This window comes from Kitasatospora sp. NPDC002040, from assembly GCF_040296785.1.
GTDB lineage: Bacteria > Actinomycetota > Actinomycetes > Streptomycetales > Streptomycetaceae > Kitasatospora.
This window is the reverse complement of sequence record NZ_JBEOXV010000002.1, coordinates 492762-509700: the sequence shown is the minus strand read 5'-3', so window position 1 is coordinate 509700 and position 16939 is coordinate 492762. Positions and strand designations below refer to the sequence as shown.

Sequence of the window (16939 nt, the reverse complement as noted above, 5' to 3'; positions counted from 1 at the left end):
GCCCCGGGCACACGGTTCGGCCGGTCCACACCGGGCGAGGACCTGTCAGGGCGCCTTCAGAATCGACGGTGTGTCGAGATTAATCAACATGATGCACGCCACAGGGCGGAAAGTGTCATCGCGGGGTCGGGGCATACACGGTCCGCTGGACGATCGCCTCCAGCAGCTCGACCACCGCGGTCTCCGCCTCGTCCCCGGGGGAGCCGAGCGGCGAGGTGGCCAGCACCGCGAAGGTGACCTGGTTCAGCGCCCGGGCCAGCGCCTCGGCGCTCGGCGGCCCGTCCGGGGCGAGGCCGGCCGCGCGGTCGCGGCGGATCCGGGCGGCGGCCAGGTCGATGCAGTCGCCGATCATCCGGGCCCGGTACGGGGCGATCACCGGGTCCGGTGCGGGGTCGAGCAGGACCTCCCGGAGCAGGTCGCGGTGGCGGCGCCAGACCTCGATGCTCGCCCGCAGCCCGGTCCGCAGCGCCTCGGGGGTCAGCCCGCTGCCCTCGCTCCAGAGCGCCAGGGCCCGGCTCAGCTCGGCGGCGACCGGTTCCAGCAGCCGGGCGATCACGGCGGACTTGGAGCCGAAGTAGAAGTAGAACGAGGACCGGGAGATGCCGGCCGCCGCCGCGAGGCTGTCGACGCTGATCTGGGAGACCGGCTGCCGGGTGACCATGGCGGCGGCCACTTCCAGGATGGTCCGTTCCCTCAGGTCACCCTTGCTCGGCCCGCGTCTGCGCCCATCGGTCATCGGCCAATCGTACGAGTACCGCCCGCCGTCCGGAGCGCTGCCCTCCGGCCGGCGGGGGCGCGTGACCGTCCGGATAGGGTCCTCGGCAGATCGTTCTGAACCGGGGGAACCATGCACGCACGTCCGTCCGCCTTCGCCACCACCGTCCTGGCCGCTCTGCTCGCCGTGCTGCTCGGCGGGTGCGGCAGCACCGTTGCGGCTGGTCGGGCCGCCCCGGCCTCCTGGGGGCTGGTCGGGCCCTCCGCCGTCGAGGGCGCGCGCACCGCCGAGGACGGGAAGGCGCTGAGCGTCGACGTCCGGGTGCCGGCCGGCGGCGGCGAGTGCTACCGCGCGCTCACCGGATCGGTCGAGACGGTCGAGGCGGGCACCGTGCACGTCCGGGTCACCTACGAGGCCCCCCGCGGCGACAGCCGCACCGACTGCACCGGATACACGACTGCGACCGCCACCTTCCCGCTGCCCGAACCGGTGGGGGAGAAGAAGGTGCTGATCAACAGTCAGTACGTCTTCACGCCGGCCGGTGCCGTGCCGCCGGCGCTCCGGCTCTGCGGCAGCCAGGGGTGCGACCCCGTGGCGACCAGCTGCACCGACGGCTCGTACCGGCAGGCGCTGGTCCAGGCCGACACCCCGCAGCACAGCTCGTGGCGGGCACGGGGCTGCGACGGGCGCTGGCTGGTCCTGGAGATCTCGGTGCCGACCGGCGCCGCCTGCGGTGACCCGGGGCCGGACTGCAGCGCCTCGGTGCGCACCGCCCGCTGGTTCTACCGGTCCGGTCCGGCCGGCTGGACGGCGGTCACCACCGACGGATCGGCCGGCTGCGCGGGTGTCCACCGGACCGAGCCGTCGTTCCCGGCCGCCCTGTGCAGCGCGCTTCCCGCGCTCCCGGACCGGGGCTGACGGGCCGTCGGGTATTCGTTGGTCACCTGTGCCCCGCCGTGATCGGATGAGTACCGGGTCCGGACGGCCGGACCCGGTACTGCGAGGTAGGGGATGACGACGTGATCGAGCTGTCCGAGAAGCCGATGACCTGGGTGGCCACCGGAGACAGCATCACCCAGGCGGTGCTGCACACCTACGGTGCGCGCGGCTGGGTCGAGCACCTGCACGAGCGGGTCCGTTGGCAGTTGGACCGGCTGACCGACATCGTGGTCAACACCGGGGTGTCGGCCTGGCGGGCGAGCGACGTGCTCGGCTCGTACGACCATCTGATCGGCCGGTTCGCCCCCGACGTGCTGTCCATCTCGCTGGGCACCAACGACGCGCGGGCCGGGCTGGCGGGGCTGGCGGAGTTCAAGGAGTCGATGCACGCGATCATCGCCAGGTCGGCCGGGGCCCAGATCGTGGTGCACACGCCGGTGCTGACCAGTCTCAGCGGCCGCGCGGCCCGGGCCGAACTGCCCGCGTACTGCCAGGCGGTGCGGGAGATCGCGGCCGAGGCGGAGGTGCTGCTGGTGGACCACGAGGCGTACTGGCTGGCCGAGTTCGCCGACACCGAGGCGATCCCGTGGCTGGACGACCCGGCCCACCCCAACGCCGTCGGCCACCGCCGGATGGCGGACCTCACGCTGCGCACGCTCGGGCTGGGAGAGCTCACCGGGCTGTAGGAAATCCACTCATGACGGAGTGTGACATCGGCGTTTCCTCCGTGGACGACCGGATGAACGTCTGCCGTCGTGAGATGCACAGCGTGCGAACGGTGGTGGTGCCCGGTCGGGCCAAGGCGTGCCTGATCCGCCGGTCCGGCCGGGCCCCGAGATGAAGTTGGACGACTGTTAACCCCGGGGTGACCTGCTGATTCCCGCAGTGCACCGGCCGGGCGGTCTCATGATCACGGACGGTGCGCGGGCCCGCCGCGGCGGCGTCCACTCGGCGGGCGCTGGTCCAATGGTCTATACCAATTGCGCTACTGTGACCTCGGTCTGCTGTCAGAGACGCGGCTGTGGGGGCCCAATGACTGTGCATCACCTTCCTCAACCTCCTTCCGATCAGGAGCTCTACTGGTACTTCGGGCCGCAACGGCGGTGGGTGCTGATCTGCACCTCGCTCGCCTTCGTCTTCACGGCGGCCACCATGCTCACCTTCTCGCTCCGCACCCCGGCCCTGTGGGCCTTCCTCGCGGTGCTGGTGCTCAACCTCGGCGCGCTCGGCCTCTCCTCGGTCAACAGCCTGCGCCAGCGCCGGCTCACCCGGCAGTCCCACGAGGTGCTGGTCAATGCCTGGCACCCGGCCGAACTGCCCACCGTGGACCTGTACTTGCCGACCTGCGGGGAACCGCTGGACGTGCTGGACAACGCCTACCGGGCAGTAGCGGCGGTCGACTGGCCGAACGCGCTGACGGTCTGGGTGCTGGACGACGGCGACCGCACCGAGGTGGCCGAACTCGCCGCCGCCTACGGCTACGAGTACGTGGTCCGGCCGAACCGGGGCCACCTCAAGAAGGCCGGCAACCTCAACCACGCGCTCACCCTGAGCCAGGCGGAGTACATCGCCATCCTGGACGCCGACTTCGCGCCCAGGCCGGACTTCCTGCACCACCTGGTGCCGTACTTCGCCGACGCCAGGATCGGCATCGTGCAGAGCCCGCAGTGCTTCGACACCGACGAGACGATGGGCTGGATCCAGCGCGCCGCCGGTTCGGCCCAGGAGTGGTTCTTCCGCTGGATCCAGCCGTCCCGGGACGCCAGTGACGCCGCCATCTGCTGCGGCAGCAACGCGGTCTACCGGCGCACCGCGATCGACGCGGCCGGCGGCTTCGCCAAGCTGGAGCACAGCGAGGACCTGTTCACCGGACTCGCGCTCTACGAGCGGGGGTTCCGCACCCTGTACGTCCCGGTGCTGGTCGCCAAGGGCACCTCGCCGGACAACCTCGCCTCGTTCGTCAACCAGCAGTACCGCTGGGCGATGGGCAACCTGCACCTGCTCAGCACGCCCGAGCTCAAGCGCATCCGCGCACCCTGGCGGATGCGGCTGTGCTTCTACGAGGGCGTGGTGGGCTACCTCGCCACGGCGGTGAACATCTTCGCCGCACCGCTGCCGCCGCTGGTGATGATGTTCTGGTACCCGGACCAGATCCGGCCCTGGCACGTGCTGCCGCTGCTCGCGCCGCTCTGGCTCTGGCACGTGCTGCTGCCCCGGATCAGCCGGACCCGGTGGCGGGTCGAGGTGATCCGCTCCAACGTGCTGATGAGCGTGGCCGCCGGCGCCGCCTTCTGGCACACCCTGCGCGGCCGCAGCGCCGCCTGGGTGCCCACCGGCGCGGGCAAGGCCAAGCCCGGCGGGCTGGCCCGCCAGGTGGTCGTGGTCTCGCTGGCCTGGCTCTGCGCCTCGGTCGGCGCCGCCGCGGTCGGACTCGCACTGGCGGTGGCCCGCAACGGAGTTGCGCCCAACTGGGGCCTCGGCCTCTACCTCGCGGTGCAGTGCCAGATCGGCATCCCGCTGATCCGCGACCTGATCGGCGAGCTGCGGCCCGCCGACCCCGACCGCGCCGCGGCGCGGGCCGCCGCCCGGGCCGAACGGGGCATGCTGCCCCGACGCTGGCCCGAGGCACTGGCCGCCACCGCCGTCCTCGTGCTCACCGCTCTGCTCGCCTCCGGCTGGGTCAGCCCGATGCTGCCCTGGCTGGGCTGAAAGGTCGTCACACCGATGTCCTCGACCGTGGTTCCGGACCTCCGTCCGGAGACGTACACCATTCCCGGTCCACCCGCCCGACCCGCCGCCGGCCAGCGGCGGAAGCCCGACGCCAAGGGGTTCCGCCCCGACATCGAGGGCCTGCGCGCCGTCGCGGTGCTCGCGGTGCTCGCCTTCCACGCCTCCGTCCCCGGCCTGGCCGGCGGCTTCGTCGGCGTGGACGTCTTCTTCGTCATCTCCGGCTACCTGATCACCAGCCTGCTGGTGCGCGAGGCGGTCACCACCGGCCGGATCAGGCTCGGCGAGTTCTTCTCCCGCCGGGCCCGCCGCCTGCTGCCCTCCGCCGCCCTGGTGCTCGGCGCGGTCGCGCTGGCCGGGGTCTGGCTGACCGTGCCGCTGCGCCGCACCGACCTGGAGTACGACGTCCTGGCCTCGGCCCTGTCGGTGGCCAACTGGCGCTTCGTCGCCCAGCAGACCGACTACCTGGCGGCCGGGCGGGAGCACAGCCCGCTGCTGCACTTCTGGTCGCTCGCGGTGGAGGAGCAGTTCTACCTCGCCTGGGCACCGCTGCTGGCACTGATCGTGTTCTTCGTCGCCCGGGCCGCCCGCCGGGGCCGCGCGGTGCGCTCGACGGTGGCCGTGCTGGCCGGCGTCCTGACGGTGGGTTCGTTCGGCCTCTCGCTGTACTGGACCCACGGCTCGGTCTCGCTGGCCTACCTCGGCACGCCGTCCCGGGTCTGGCAGTTCGGGGTCGGGGCGCTGCTCGCGCTGCTGCCCTGGCACCGCCTGCCCGGACCGCGTCCGCTGCGGGTCCTGGCCGGCTGGGCCGGCCTGCTGGCGATCGGTGCCTGCGTGCTCGGCTACGACGCCGGCACCCCCTACCCCGGGTACGCCGCGCTGGTGCCGACCCTGGCGACGGCCGCCGTCATCCTGGCGGGCACCCCCGACCGCAGCGGTGCCGCCGCCGCGAGCGGGGTGGACCGGCTGCTCTCGGCCCGGGCGCCCCGCGCCGTCGGCCGCCTCTCCTACAACCTCTACCTGTGGCACTGGCCGGTGCTGGTCCTGGTCGAAGCCCGCTTCGGGGCGCTGGACTGGCCGGTCAAGGTGGCCCTGACGGCCGCCGCCGCGCTGCCCGCGCTGGCCGCCCTGCACTGGATCGAGCAGCCGCTGCGCCGCAGCCGCATCCTCTCCGAACTGCCCAGGCGCGGACTGTCGTTGGGTCTCGCCGCAGTGATCGTCCCGGTGGTGCTGGCCCTGGTGGTCGGCACCGGGACGCTCCGGCTGCTCGGCCCGGCGGGCCCGGTCGACACGCTCGGCCTGCCGCCCGGCGCGTCCGACGGCACCTCGCTGCTGGCGAAGACCGGCGCCCCGCTCAAGGGCGGCCCGGTGGTGCCGGACGCCGCCCAGGCCCGGAAGGACTTCCCGCCGGACGGCGAGTGCGAGGTGCCCCCGACCGCGGTCAGCAGCCCGAGCTGCCTGTTCGGCGCCACCGCCAGCCCGGACCGGATCGTGCTGCTCGGCGACTCGCACGCGGGCCAGTGGTTCTCGCCGCTGCTCGCCGTCGCGGCCGAACGGCAGTGGGCGCTGGAGGAGCTGGTCAAGCAGGGCTGCCCGCTGCCTGAACTCACGGTGACCAACCCGCAGTTGGGCCGGACCTACCGGGAGTGCGACACCTGGCGGGCGGCCGCGCTGACCCGGCTCCAGCAGGGGCCCAAGCCCCGGCTGATCGTGGTCTCCTCGCTCAACCGCTACACCGCCGACCAGCAACTGCTGCTGGCGGGCTGGGAGAAGACGCTCCAGCCGCTGCGCGCGCTCGGGGTGCCGATCGTCTACCTCCAGGACACCCCCGTCCCCGGCACCGACATCCCGGCCTGCGTCTCCGGGCACACCGAGGACCCGTCGGCCTGCGCCTTCGACCGGGAACAGGCCCAGTGGCCCGACCCGCTGGCGCAGGCGATCGCGGCCGGGCGGATGCCGGGCGTGCAGTCGGTGCAGGTGAACTCGGTGATCTGCCCCGCCACGGCGCGCAGTTGCCCGGCCGTGCTGGAGCGCATCCTGCTCTACCGCGACGACGCCCACCTGACCAATGTCGCGGCCGTGGTGCTCACGCCCCGGCTGGAGCGGCTGCTGACCGAGTCCGGCGCGCTGCCGGCCCGGACCGCACCGGGCGCCGACGGCTGGACCCAGGTGCTGCGGGACGACTTCGACGGACCGGCAGGCAGCCGTCCCTCAGCCGTCAACTGGCAGTACGACCTGGGTACTTGCTACCCGGGCTGCCCGGCCGCCCAGTGGGGCACCGGTGAGATCGAGACCATGACCGACTCGACCGCCAACGTCCGGCTCGACGGCAAGGGCGCACTGGAGATCGTGCCCACCCGGGAGAACGGGCAGTGGAGTTCGGGCCGGATCGAGACCCGCCGGTCCGACCTCGCACCGCCGCCCGGCGGGGTGATGCGGATCGAGGCCTCGATCGCGCTGCCGGACGTCACCGGCCCGGCGGCGGCCGGGTACTGGCCCGCCTTCTGGACCCTCGGGGCCGGGCTGCGGGACGGGTACACCGGCTGGCCCGCGATCGGCGAGCTGGACGTGATGGAGAACGTCAACGGCCGGGACTCGGTGTTCGGGACGATGCACTGCGGCACCCTGGACGGCGGACCCTGCCGGGAGCCGAAGGGCCTCGGCTCGGGCGACCAGCCGTGCACCGACTGCCGGACCTCCTTCCACACCTACGCGGTCGAGGTGGACTTCACCGCCGGGGCCGAGCAGGTGCGCTGGTACCTGGACGGGCGGGAGCACCACCGGGTGACGGCTGCTCAGATGGACGCCGCGAGCTGGGACCGGGCGGTGCACCACGGCCTGTTCCTGATCCTGAACGTGGCGGTGGGCGGCAACCTGCCGGCCGCGCTGGGCGGGACGCCGGGGCCGGCCACCGAGCCGGGCCACCCGATGCGGGTGCAGTACGTCGCGGTCTCGACCAAGGCCGCGGCCCGCTCCTGATCGGACCCGCGAAGGGGCGGTGACCACCGGCGACGGTGGGCACCGCCCCTTCGGCGTCAGGCCGCCGCCGCTGCCGGGCGGTGCAACTGCCCGAACAGCTCGGCGGCCAGGGCCTCGACCAGGTCCGGCCGGGGGCCGGGACGGGTGGCGCAGTACCAGGTGCGGACGGTCGCTCCGGCGCCGATCCGGACCAGCGCCAGCCCGTGCGAGGCGGCGTAGGGGGAGGCCACCCAGCTCGGCAGCACGGTGGCGCCCTGGCCGCCGGCCACCATCTCGATCAGCAGGTCGGTGATGACCGGCATGGTGGTGATCCGGCCCGGCCTGGCGCCGTGCGGGATCGGCAGCGGCGTACTGGGGGACAGGCTCTGGTCGTAGAGGTCGTAGAGCACCAGCTCGGCGCCGTCGAAGTCCGCGGCGGTCAGGTGCGGGAGGGCGGCCCAGGGGTGGTCGGCCGGGACGACGGCGACCATCTCGTCGTCGAACAGCGGGGTCAGCCGGACCCGGTCCATCTGCGGGTCCGGCTTGGTGATCAGCGCGAGGTCCAGCCGGTCCTCCAGCAGGGCCGTGATGAGCGAGTCCGCCGGGAGCGAGGACTCGATCCGGACCTCGGCGCCGGGGCAGCGGGCCCGGAAGCCCCGGATCACCGGGGGCAGCCACTGGAAGGTGGTGCTGCACTGCACCGCCAGCCGCACCCGGCGGCCCCGGCCGGTCTGCATTTCGGCCAGGTCCCGGGCGGCGGAGTCGAGTTCGGCCAGGATCTGGCGGGCCGCCAGCAGCATCCGCTGTCCGGCCGCGTTCGGCACCAGGCCGCGGCCCTGGCGGTCGAACAGCTGGGTGCCCAGCCGGGCCTCCATCCGGGTCAGCCGCTGGCTCAGGGCGGGCTGGCTGACGTAGAGCAGCTCGGCCGCCGCCGTCAGGGTGCCGCTGTCGGCCACGGCGTGCAGCAGTTCGAGGTCACGCAGGTCGACATCCATAACCGTGGATTATGCCGTACTCCACAATCGGTCGTGGCGTTATGGACGGGGCGCTCGTACGGTTCTCGTATCACCCCAGCAGCACCTGACGGAGGATCAACCATGTCCGAGCACAGCACCGTTGTCGTCACCGGATCGTCCAGCGGCATCGGCCTCGACATCGCCCGCGACTTCCTGGAGCAGGGTGCGAACGTGGTCCTGAACGGCCGCGACCCGGACCGGCTGGCCAAGGCGGCCGCCCAGCTCGGGGCGGAGGGGCGGGTGGCCGCCGTCGCGGGCGGCATCGGCGACGCGGCGACCGGCGAGGCCCTGGTCCGGACGGCGGTCGAGCGGTTCGGGCGGGTGGACGTCCTGGTCAACAACGCCGGGACGTTCGCGGCGAAGCCGTTCACCGAGGTCACCGAGGAGGAGCTGGACGGGTTCCTGGGCAACAACCTCAAGGGCACCTACCTGACCACCCAGGCGGTGGTGCGGCAGCTGCGCCGGCAGGGCGGCGGCGGAAGCATCGTCAACATCGGCACCGTGCTGGTGGAGCACGCGATCGCGGGCTTCCCGGCCTCCGCCCCGATCGTCAGCAAGGCGGGCGTGCACGCCCTCACGGTCAGCCTGGCCGCCGAGCTGGCCGCCGACCGGATCCGGGTCAACCTGGTGGCCCCGGGCATCATCAGGACGCCGCTGCACGAGGGCGGCGAGGTGGACGCGTACGGCGGCCTGGCGCTGCTGAACCGGGTCGGCGAGGTCTCGGAGATCGCCGAGGCGGTGCGCTACCTGGCGACGGCGGGCTTCGTCACCGGGCACGTGCTGCGGGTGGACGGCGGCTACGTGACCGGGCGGTCCTGACGGTCCGGGCGTGACCGGCCGGGCCCGGGGGCGGCCGGCCGGTCACCCGGTTCACCGGGCGGTGGCGGTCCAGCTGTGCGCCACGTCGACCACCAGTCGGCCGTCGAGCTGGAACACCTGGAACGGCAGCCGGGCCCGGACGCCCAGCCCGAGCTGGGTGCGGCCCTCGAAGCTGGAGGCGAACTTGGCCTCCACGAAGGTGCGGTAGCCCGTCAGGTCGACCCCGGGCAGCGGCTGCCCGGCCCGGCCCGGGTAGGTCGCGCCGCCGGTGCCGACGTCGTAGGACGGCGCCTCGACCACGATCTCGATCAGCGCCCCGCCGCGCACCGGGACCGGTCGGCCTGAGCCGTCCTGATACAGGGTGTCGACGTAGCGGACGTGGTAGCCGACCGGGTGGGCGGCCGAGCTGCCGGGGACGTCCAGGACGATCCGGTCGAAGCAGGGCTGGGCGCCCGTCCGGACGTTCACCAGCGGGAGCGAGCCGGCGGCGGTCCGGTCCTCGGGCAGGCTGCCCCAGCCGGTCGGGCAGACAGTGCCGGTGGTGGGTGCGGCGGTGGCGGTCGGTGCGGCTGCGGCGACCCCGCCGCCCAGCAGCACCGCCACCAGGGGAAGTACGACCAGGCGTCTCATGACCTGCCTCCTCGGCTCGTCCCTGATCCCTCACCGGGGAGGACGCCGGGCCCGGTACGCCCGGTTGCCTCAGTGCAGCGGCTTGTCCAGGACGGCCTTGCTGTGGCTGAACGTGTCCAGCGAGTACTCGCCGTGGTAACGGCCCATGCCGCTCTCGCCGACGCCGCCGAACGGCAGCTCGGGGACCGCGAGATGGGAGACCGGCAGGCCGAACACCAGGGCGCCGGAGGAGGTTTCCCCGGTCAGGCGCTGCTTGGTCCGCTCGGACTCGGTGAAGGCGTAGAGGGCCAGCGGCTTGTCCCGCTCGTTGACGAAGGCGATCGCGGCGTCCAGGTCGGGGACCGCGAGCACCGGCAGGATCGGGCCGAAGATCTCGCTCTGCATCACCGCCGCCTGCGGGGAGACCTCGGCCAGTACGGTCGGGGCCAGGTAGCGGGTGTCCCGGTCGTGGTCGCCGCCGGCGACGGTGCGGCCCTCGCCGAGCAGCGCCGTCAGGCGGTCGAAGTGCCGGGTGTTGACGATGCGTCCGTACTCCGGATCGACTGACGGATCGTCACCGTAGGCCTCCAGAACGGCTGCTGCCAGCTCCTCCGTCAGCCTCCCGGCGGTGTCGCCGACGGCGAGCACGTAGTCGGGGGCGACGCAGGTCTGGCCCGCGTTGAGGAACTTGCCCCGGACGATCCGGCGGGCGGTGACCGCGAGGTCGGTGTCGGTGTCCACCACCACCGGGCTCTTGCCACCGAGCTCCAGCGTGACGGGGGTGAGGTTCTTGGCGGCGGCGGCCAGCACGATCCGGCCGACCGCGCCGTTGCCGGTGTAGAAGATGTGGTCGAAACGCTGCTCCAGCAGGGCCGTGGTCTCCGGCACCCCGCCCTCGACCACGGCGACGGCCGCCGGGTCGAGGTAGCGCGGCAGTAGCCGGGCGATGGCGGCGGAGGTGGCCGGGGCCAGCTCGCTCGGCTTGACCAGCACGGTGTTGCCGGCCGCCAGCGCGCCCACCAGCGGGGCGAGCGCGAGTTGCAGCGGGTAGTTCCAGGGGGCGATCACCAGGACCACACCGAGCGGCTCCCGCACCACCCGGGCCTCGGCCGGAAGGAAGGCGTCCGGTACGGCGGCCGGCCTCGGGCTCAGCCACTCCGCCAAGTGCCGGACGGTGTGGTCGAGTTCGTTGAGGGTGAAGCCGATCTCGGTCCGGTACGCCTCGGCCGGGCCCTTGCCGAGGTCGGCGTGCAGGGCCTGCTGGAGCGTCTCGCGCTCCTCGGTGAGCAGCGTGCGCAGCGCGGCCAGCTGGCCGAGCCGCCAGTCGAGCGGCTTGGTCCGGCCGGTGGCGAAGGTGGCGCGCAGCCCGGCCACCACGGTGGCGGCGGCGGAAGATGTGGTCATGGTGTCGTGCTCCAAGGGGGACTGACGGGTGCTCGGCGGTCGGTTCAGGCGACGGTGACGACGATCTTCCCGCGGGTGTGCCCCTCGGCGCTGAGGCGCTGCGCGTCGGCGGCCCGCTCCAGCGGGAAGGTCGCGGCGACCTCGACCTGGAGCAGCCCCTGGTCGGCCAGGTCCGCCAGCGCGGTGAGGTCGGCGGTGTCGGGCCGGACGAAGACGTACCGGCCGCCGAGCGCGAGCACGGCGCCGTCGGCGATCGAGGCCAGTCGGCCGCCCTCGGCGAGCAGGCCGGGGGAGAGCTTGAGGGCCTCGCCGCCGACCAGGTCGAGCACGGCGTCGACGCCGTCGGGGGCGAGCGCGCGGACCCGGTCGGCCAGGCCCTCGCCGTAGCTGACCGGCTCGGCGCCCAGGCCGCGCAGGTAGTCGTGGTTGCGCTCGCTCGCGGTGCCGATCACCCGGGCCCCGAGCGCGGTGGCGACCTGGACGGCGAGCGAGCCGACGCCGCCGGCCGCCGCGTGCACCAGGACGGTCTCGCCGGGCTTGAGCTCCAGTGTGCGGGTGAGCGCCTGGTAGGCGGTCAGCCCGGCCAGTGGCAGGCCGGCGGCCGCCTCGAAGCCGAGTGCGGCGGGCTTGTGGGCCAGGGTGCGGACGGGTGCGGCGACGTACTCGGCGAAGGTGCCGCGGCCGACCATGTCCTCGCGGACGTAGCCGATCACCTCGTCGCCCGGCTTGAACTCGGTGACGCCGACCCCCACCTGCTCGACCACGCCGGCCACGTCCCAGCCCGGGATGACCGGGAAGACGGCGTCCAGCACGCTGTCCAGGTAGCCCGCCTGGATCTTCCAGTCGACCGGATTCACCGAGGCGGCCCTGACCTTGACCAGCACGGCGTCGGCGCCGAGCTTGGGCTGCGGGACGTCGCCGTACTCCAGGACGTCGGGGCTGCCGTAGGTGCGGTAGGTGATCGCCTTCATGGTGGTACTCCAGAGCAGAAAGATTTGATGAGGTAGATGGTTGAACTCATCAAGCAATAAATCGAAGGTAGACCTCGATGATTGAGGATGTCAAGTAATCGCCCTAGACTGTCCCCATGGACGCCACGGACCAGACCAGCGCACCCGCCCCCGGCACCGAGGCGCTGATGGAGCACCTCGCGCACGCCGCCGCCTGCTACTACCGCAGCTTCGCCGTGGTCGCCGGGGGCCAGGGCCTGACCCTGATCCAGGGCAAGCTGCTCAGCGTGCTGGAGCGGCCGATGCCGATGCGCGGCCTGGCCGAGCTGCTGGGCTGCGACGCCTCGAACGTCACCGGCATCGTCGACCGGCTGGAGGGGCGCGGCCTGCTCCGCCGCGAGGCCGATCCGGCCGACCGGCGGGTCAAGACGGTGCGGCTCACCCCGGACGGCGAAGCGGCCGTCCGGCGGATCAGGGCCGAGATCGTCACCGGCCTGCCCGGCCTCGCACAGCTCGGCGCCGAGGACCGGCGGGCCCTCCAGGGCCTGCTCGACCGGGCCTTCCCGCGGGCCTGAGCCGACCGCACGGGCCGGTGCAGCCGGTCGACACGCCCGCAGACGTGTGGCATGGGTCACATCGCCAGGATCGACCTGACGGTCCGTCAGATCATCTGATGGTCCGTCAACTGTGCGGCAGTGGCACGGCAGCCGGGGCTGACGGGTCGTCAGTTGTCCACCGGATTGGGCCAGTCGGGTGTACGAGGGCTCCTCCGGAATGCTCCGGCACCGGGCTACCATCGGTTGGGTTGTCCGCTTCGGCCTGGAGCGCGGCGTCCGATCGGGGCGTGCGGCGCAGTCCCCCCAGGGCCTGGCATCGGTCATGGACGGGGGAGACGGACGAGGGGCACAGCACTGTGACGACACAGATCTCCACCGAACGGAGCCGGGCGGCAGCACCGCTCGCCCTGTTCACCGCAGGCCCGGCCCCGGCGCCGCGCACGCTGCTGGACGTCCTGGAGACCACCGCCAGGACCCACCCGCACGAGCCCGCCCTCGACGACGGCCGCACCACCCTGAGCTACCGGGCGCTGGCCGCCGAGGTCGAGACCGTCCGCCGCCGCCTCACCGCCGCCGGGATCGGCCCCGGGGACCGGATCGGCATCCGGGTCCCGTCCGGCACCAACGACCTCTACGTCTGCATCCTGGCCACCCTCGCGGCCGGCGCCGCCTACGTCCCCGTCGACGCCGAGGACCCGGACGAGCGGGCCGAGCTGGTCTTCGGCGAGGCCGCCGTGGCCGCCGTGCTCGGCGCCGGACGCGCCCTCACCGTGACCGGCCGCCCCACCGCCGGCCGGGCCGGCACCCGCCCCACCCCGGCCGACGACGCCTGGATCATCTTCACCTCCGGCTCCACCGGCAGGCCCAAGGGCGTCGCCGTCACCCACGCCAACGCCGCCGCCTTCGTGGACGCCGAGGCCGGGCTCTTCCTCCAGGAGGAGCCGATCGGCCCCGGCGACCGGGTGATGGCGGGCCTCTCGGTCGCCTTCGACGCCTCCTGCGAGGAGATGTGGCTGGCCTGGCGGTACGGCGCCTGCCTGGTCCCCGTCCCGCGCTCGCAGGTGCGCGGCGGCGCCGACCTCGGCCCCTGGCTGGCCGAGCAGGAGATCACCGTGGTCTCCACCGTCCCGACCCTGGCCGCGCTCTGGCCCGCCGAGGCGCTGAACGAGGTCCGGCTGCTGATCTTCGGCGGCGAGGCCTGCCCGCCCGAGCTGGTCCAGCGCCTGGTCACCGAGGGCCGCGAGGTCTGGAACACGTACGGCCCGACCGAGGCCACCGTGGTCGCCTGCGGCGCGCTGCTCACCGGCGAGGGCCCGGTCAGGATCGGCCTGCCGCTGGACGGCTGGGAGCTGGCCGTGGTGGACGAGGCCGGGCAGCCCGTCCCGATGGGCGGCACCGGCCAGCTGGTGATCGGCGGCGTCGGCCTGGCCCGCTACCTCGACGCCGAGAAGGACGCCGAGAAGTACGCCCCGCTGGAGTCGCTCGGCTGGGACCGCGCCTACCGCAGCGGCGACCTGGTCCAGGCCGACCCCGAGGGCCTGGTCTTCCTCGGCCGCGGCGACGAGCAGATCAAGCTCGGCGGCCGCCGGATCGAACTCGGCGAGGTGGACGCCGCCCTCCAGGCCCTGCCCGGCGTGGCCGGCGCCGCCGCCGCCGTCCGCACCGCCAAGGGCGGCAACCAGCTGCTGGTCGGCTACCTGGTCACCCAGGACGGCTGGGACCAGACCGCCGCCGTCGAACTGCTGCGGGCCGCGCTGCCCGCCGCCCTGGTCCCGCTGCTCGCCCCGGTGGAGAGCCTGCCGACCAGGACCTCCGGCAAGGTCGACCGGGACGCCCTGCCGTGGCCGCTGGCCCACCTGACCACCAGCGGGCCCGGCGAGCAGCTCTACGGCACCGAGGCCTGGCTGGCCGAGCAGTGGAGCGAGATCCTCGGCATCGAGGTCGGCAGCGCCCAGGACGACTTCTTCGCCATCGGCGGCGGCAGCCTGGCCGCCGCCCGGCTGACCACCCTGCTGCGCAGCCGCTACCCCGCCGCCGCCGTGCTCGACATCTACCAGCAGCCGGTGCTGCGCAAGCTCGCCCGCCACCTGGAGCGCTCCGCCCAGGGCGACGGCGCGGCCCGCACCATCGCCCTGGTCCCGACCCGGGCCAAGGTGGTCCAGACCCTGCTGCTGCTGCCGCTGTTCACCCTGGTCGGCCTGCGCTGGACGGTCGGACTGCTGGCCCTCGGCAATGCGCTGGCCTGGTTCGGCAGCTACCCCTGGGCCCCGACCGCCTCCTGGTGGGTGGTCGGCGCGGGCGCACTGCTGCTGTTCAGCCCGCCCGGTCGGCTGGCCATCGCGGCCGGCGGCGCCCGGCTGCTGCTGCGCGGCCTGCGCCCCGGCAGCCACCCGCGCGGCGGCAGCCTGCACCTGCGGCTGTGGACCGCCGAGCGGCTGGCCGAGGTCTCCGGCGCCACCGCGCTCTCCGGCGCCTGGCTGGTCCGCTACGGCCGCGCGCTCGGCGCCCGGATCGGCCCCGAGGTGGACCTGCACTCGCTGCCGCCGGTGACCGGCCTGCTCAAGCTGGGCCGGGGCTGCGCGATCGAGGCCGAGGTCGACCTGTCCGGCTACTGGCTGGACGGCGACCGGCTGGAGATCGGCCAGGTCAAGGTCGGCTCCGGCGCGGTGGTCGGCACCCGCAGCGTGCTCTTCCCCGGCGCCCGGGTCGGCAAGCGGGCCCAGGTCGCCCCCGGCTCCGGCGTCACCGGCCAGATCCCCACCGGCCAGCGCTGGGCCGGCGCACCCGCCGCCAAGCTCGGCAAGGCGGAGAAGAACTGGCCCAAGCAGCGCCCGCCGCGCCGCGCCCACTGGGCCGCGCTCTACGGCGCCAGCGGCCTCGGCCTGAGCCTGCTGCCGGTGCTCTCGGCGCTGGCCGCGCTCGCCGTGGTCAGCCGCTTCGTCCACCCCGGCGACAGCCTCGGCGCCGCGCTCACCGGCGCGCTGCTCGCCCTGGTCCCCGCCACCCTGGCCTACGGCCTGGTGTACGCGGCCCTGCTGCTCGGCGCCGTCCGGCTGCTCAGCCTGGGCCTGCGGACCGGCAGCCACCCCCTGCACGGCCGGATCGGCTGGCAGGCCTGGACGGTCAGTCAGCTGATGGACCTGGCCCGGGGCACCCTGTTCCCGCTGTACGCGGGCCTGATCACCCCGTTCTGGCTGCGCGCCCTCGGCATGAAGGTCGGCAACGGCGCCGAGGTCTCCACCGTGCTCGCGCTGCCCAGCCTGACCACCGTCGGCGACGGCGCGTTCCTGGCCGACGACACCCTGATCGCCCCGTACGAGCTCGGCGGCGGCTGGCTGCGCCTGGGCGAGGCGGAGATCGGCGAGCGGGCCTTCCTCGGCAACTCCGGGATGACCGCGCCCGGCCGGGCGGTGCCGGACCGGGGCCTGGTCGGGGTGCTCTCCGCCACGCCCAAGAAGGCGAAGAAGGGCAGCTCCTACCTCGGCATGCCGCCGATGCGGCTGCCGCGCTCGGCCGACACCGGCGACCAGAGCCTCACCTACGACCCGCCGGCCCGGCTGCTCTGGGCCCGGGGCCTGGTCGAGGTCTGCCGGCTGGTGCCGGTGTTCGCCTCGGCCGCGCTCGGCGCGCTGACCCTGGCGGCGCTGGCGGCGCTGGCGGCCCACTCGGTGCTGCTGGCCGCGCTGCTCTCCGGCGTGGTGCTGCTGGCCGCCGGGCTGGTGGCCTGCCTGGTCTCGGTGGCCGCCAAGTGGCTGCTGGTCGGCCGCTTCCGCGCGGTCGAGCACCCGCTGTGGAGCGGCTTCGTCTGGCGCAACGAACTGGCCGACACCTTCGTCGAGGTGCTCGCGGTGCCCTGGCTGATCGGCGCGGTGCCCGGCACCCCGGTGCTCAACCTCTGGCTGCGCTCGCTCGGCGCGAAGGTCGGCCGGGGCGTCTGGTGCGAGAGCTACTGGCTGCCCGAGGCGGACCTGGTCACGGTCGGGGACGGGGCGACCATCAACCGCGGCTGCGTCGTGCAGACCCACCTCTTCCACGACCGGATCATGCGGATGGATACTGTGATCCTTCACGAGGGCGCGACCCTCGGTCCGGGCGGCATCGTGCTGCCCGGCAGCACCGTCGGCGCGCGCAGCACCCTGGGGCCCGCCTCGCTGGTGATGCGTGCGGAGTCCGTTCCGGCCGACACCCGCTGGCTGGGCAACCCGATCGAGGCCTGGCAGTCCTGACGGGCCGCCAGGCAGGACA

12 protein-coding genes are annotated in these 16939 nt (G+C 73.8%); 7 read left to right on the top strand and 5 right to left on the bottom strand.

Annotated features, from left to right (window positions below):
• Positions 1-115 precede the first annotated feature (115 nt).
• Complete coding sequence (locus ABT118_RS07600; protein WP_350645685.1) at positions 116-736, bottom strand: TetR/AcrR family transcriptional regulator; 621 nt, start codon at positions 734-736, stop codon at positions 116-118.
• 111 nt (positions 737-847) lie between these two features.
• On the opposite strand from ABT118_RS07600, the gene ABT118_RS07595 reads away from it, so the two are divergent.
• The 4 genes from ABT118_RS07595 to ABT118_RS07580 all read left to right on the top strand — a co-directional run bounded on the left by ABT118_RS07595 (position 848) and on the right by ABT118_RS07580 (position 7360).
• Positions 848-1633 (top strand): hypothetical protein, encoded by a 786-nt coding sequence (locus ABT118_RS07595; protein WP_350645683.1) that lies wholly within the window; start codon positions 848-850, stop codon positions 1631-1633.
• Positions 1634-1734: 101 nt separating this feature from the next.
• A complete protein-coding gene (locus ABT118_RS07590; protein WP_350645681.1) occupies positions 1735-2340 on the top strand; it encodes an SGNH/GDSL hydrolase family protein in 606 nt (201 codons plus the stop codon).
• A gap of 346 nt (positions 2341-2686) precedes the next feature.
• Positions 2687-4363 (top strand): glycosyltransferase family 2 protein, encoded by a 1677-nt coding sequence (locus tag ABT118_RS07585; protein ID WP_350645679.1) that lies wholly within the window; start codon positions 2687-2689, stop codon positions 4361-4363.
• Positions 4364-4378: 15 nt separating this feature from the next.
• Positions 4379-7360, top strand: a complete 2982-nt coding sequence (locus ABT118_RS07580) for an acyltransferase family protein (protein ID WP_350645677.1) — start codon at positions 4379-4381, stop codon at positions 7358-7360.
• Positions 7361-7416: 56 nt separating this feature from the next.
• Here the strand turns inward: ABT118_RS07580 and ABT118_RS07575 are convergent, their stop codons facing one another.
• The gene (locus ABT118_RS07575; RefSeq protein ID WP_350645675.1) at positions 7417-8334 is read right to left on the bottom strand and encodes a LysR family transcriptional regulator; all 918 of its coding nucleotides are present in this window, start codon (positions 8332-8334) and stop codon (positions 7417-7419) included.
• A gap of 102 nt (positions 8335-8436) precedes the next feature.
• On the opposite strand from ABT118_RS07575, the gene ABT118_RS07570 reads away from it, so the two are divergent.
• Positions 8437-9174, top strand: coding sequence for an SDR family NAD(P)-dependent oxidoreductase (locus ABT118_RS07570; RefSeq protein ID WP_350645673.1), 738 nt, complete (start codon positions 8437-8439; stop codon positions 9172-9174).
• 51 nt (positions 9175-9225) lie between these two features.
• On the opposite strand, the gene ABT118_RS07565 is transcribed toward ABT118_RS07570, so the two are convergent.
• From ABT118_RS07565 to ABT118_RS07555, 3 genes are all read right to left on the bottom strand, one after another.
• Positions 9226-9804, bottom strand: a complete 579-nt coding sequence (locus tag ABT118_RS07565; RefSeq protein WP_350645672.1) for an AMIN-like domain-containing (lipo)protein — start codon at positions 9802-9804, stop codon at positions 9226-9228.
• A gap of 69 nt (positions 9805-9873) precedes the next feature.
• Entirely contained in the window at positions 9874-11187 is a 1314-nt protein-coding gene (locus tag ABT118_RS07560) for an aldehyde dehydrogenase family protein (protein ID WP_350645671.1), read from the bottom strand.
• Between the two features lie 44 nt (positions 11188-11231).
• Positions 11232-12158: an NADP-dependent oxidoreductase gene (locus ABT118_RS07555; protein WP_350645669.1), complete on the bottom strand. Its 927-nt coding sequence runs from the start codon at positions 12156-12158 to the stop codon at positions 11232-11234.
• 116 nt (positions 12159-12274) lie between these two features.
• Between ABT118_RS07555 and ABT118_RS07550 the strand changes: the two genes are divergently transcribed.
• Together ABT118_RS07550 and ABT118_RS07545 are read left to right on the top strand one after the other, a co-directional pair.
• Positions 12275-12712: a MarR family winged helix-turn-helix transcriptional regulator gene (locus ABT118_RS07550; protein WP_350645668.1), complete on the top strand. Its 438-nt coding sequence runs from the start codon at positions 12275-12277 to the stop codon at positions 12710-12712.
• A gap of 338 nt (positions 12713-13050) precedes the next feature.
• Positions 13051-16920 carry a Pls/PosA family non-ribosomal peptide synthetase gene (locus ABT118_RS07545; protein WP_350645667.1) on the top strand — a complete coding sequence of 1290 codons (3870 nt, stop codon included), beginning with the start codon at positions 13051-13053 and terminating at the stop codon, positions 16918-16920.
• The last annotated feature ends 19 nt before the right edge of the window (positions 16921-16939 follow it).

Coding starts and splice junctions, on each gene's coding strand:
- ABT118_RS07600 (WP_350645685.1), bottom strand. CDS start 736: ATGACCGATGGGCGCAGACGCGGGCCGAGCAAGGGTGACCTGAGGGAA.
- ABT118_RS07595 (WP_350645683.1), top strand. CDS start 848: ATGCACGCACGTCCGTCCGCCTTCGCCACCACCGTCCTGGCCGCTCTG.
- ABT118_RS07585 (WP_350645679.1), top strand. CDS start 2,687: ATGACTGTGCATCACCTTCCTCAACCTCCTTCCGATCAGGAGCTCTAC.
- ABT118_RS07580 (WP_350645677.1), top strand. CDS start 4,379: ATGTCCTCGACCGTGGTTCCGGACCTCCGTCCGGAGACGTACACCATT.
- ABT118_RS07575 (WP_350645675.1), bottom strand. CDS start 8,334: ATGGATGTCGACCTGCGTGACCTCGAACTGCTGCACGCCGTGGCCGAC.
- ABT118_RS07570 (WP_350645673.1), top strand. CDS start 8,437: ATGTCCGAGCACAGCACCGTTGTCGTCACCGGATCGTCCAGCGGCATC.
- ABT118_RS07565 (WP_350645672.1), bottom strand. CDS start 9,804: ATGAGACGCCTGGTCGTACTTCCCCTGGTGGCGGTGCTGCTGGGCGGC.
- ABT118_RS07560 (WP_350645671.1), bottom strand. CDS start 11,187: ATGACCACATCTTCCGCCGCCGCCACCGTGGTGGCCGGGCTGCGCGCC.
- ABT118_RS07555 (WP_350645669.1), bottom strand. CDS start 12,158: ATGAAGGCGATCACCTACCGCACCTACGGCAGCCCCGACGTCCTGGAG.
- ABT118_RS07550 (WP_350645668.1), top strand. CDS start 12,275: ATGGACGCCACGGACCAGACCAGCGCACCCGCCCCCGGCACCGAGGCG.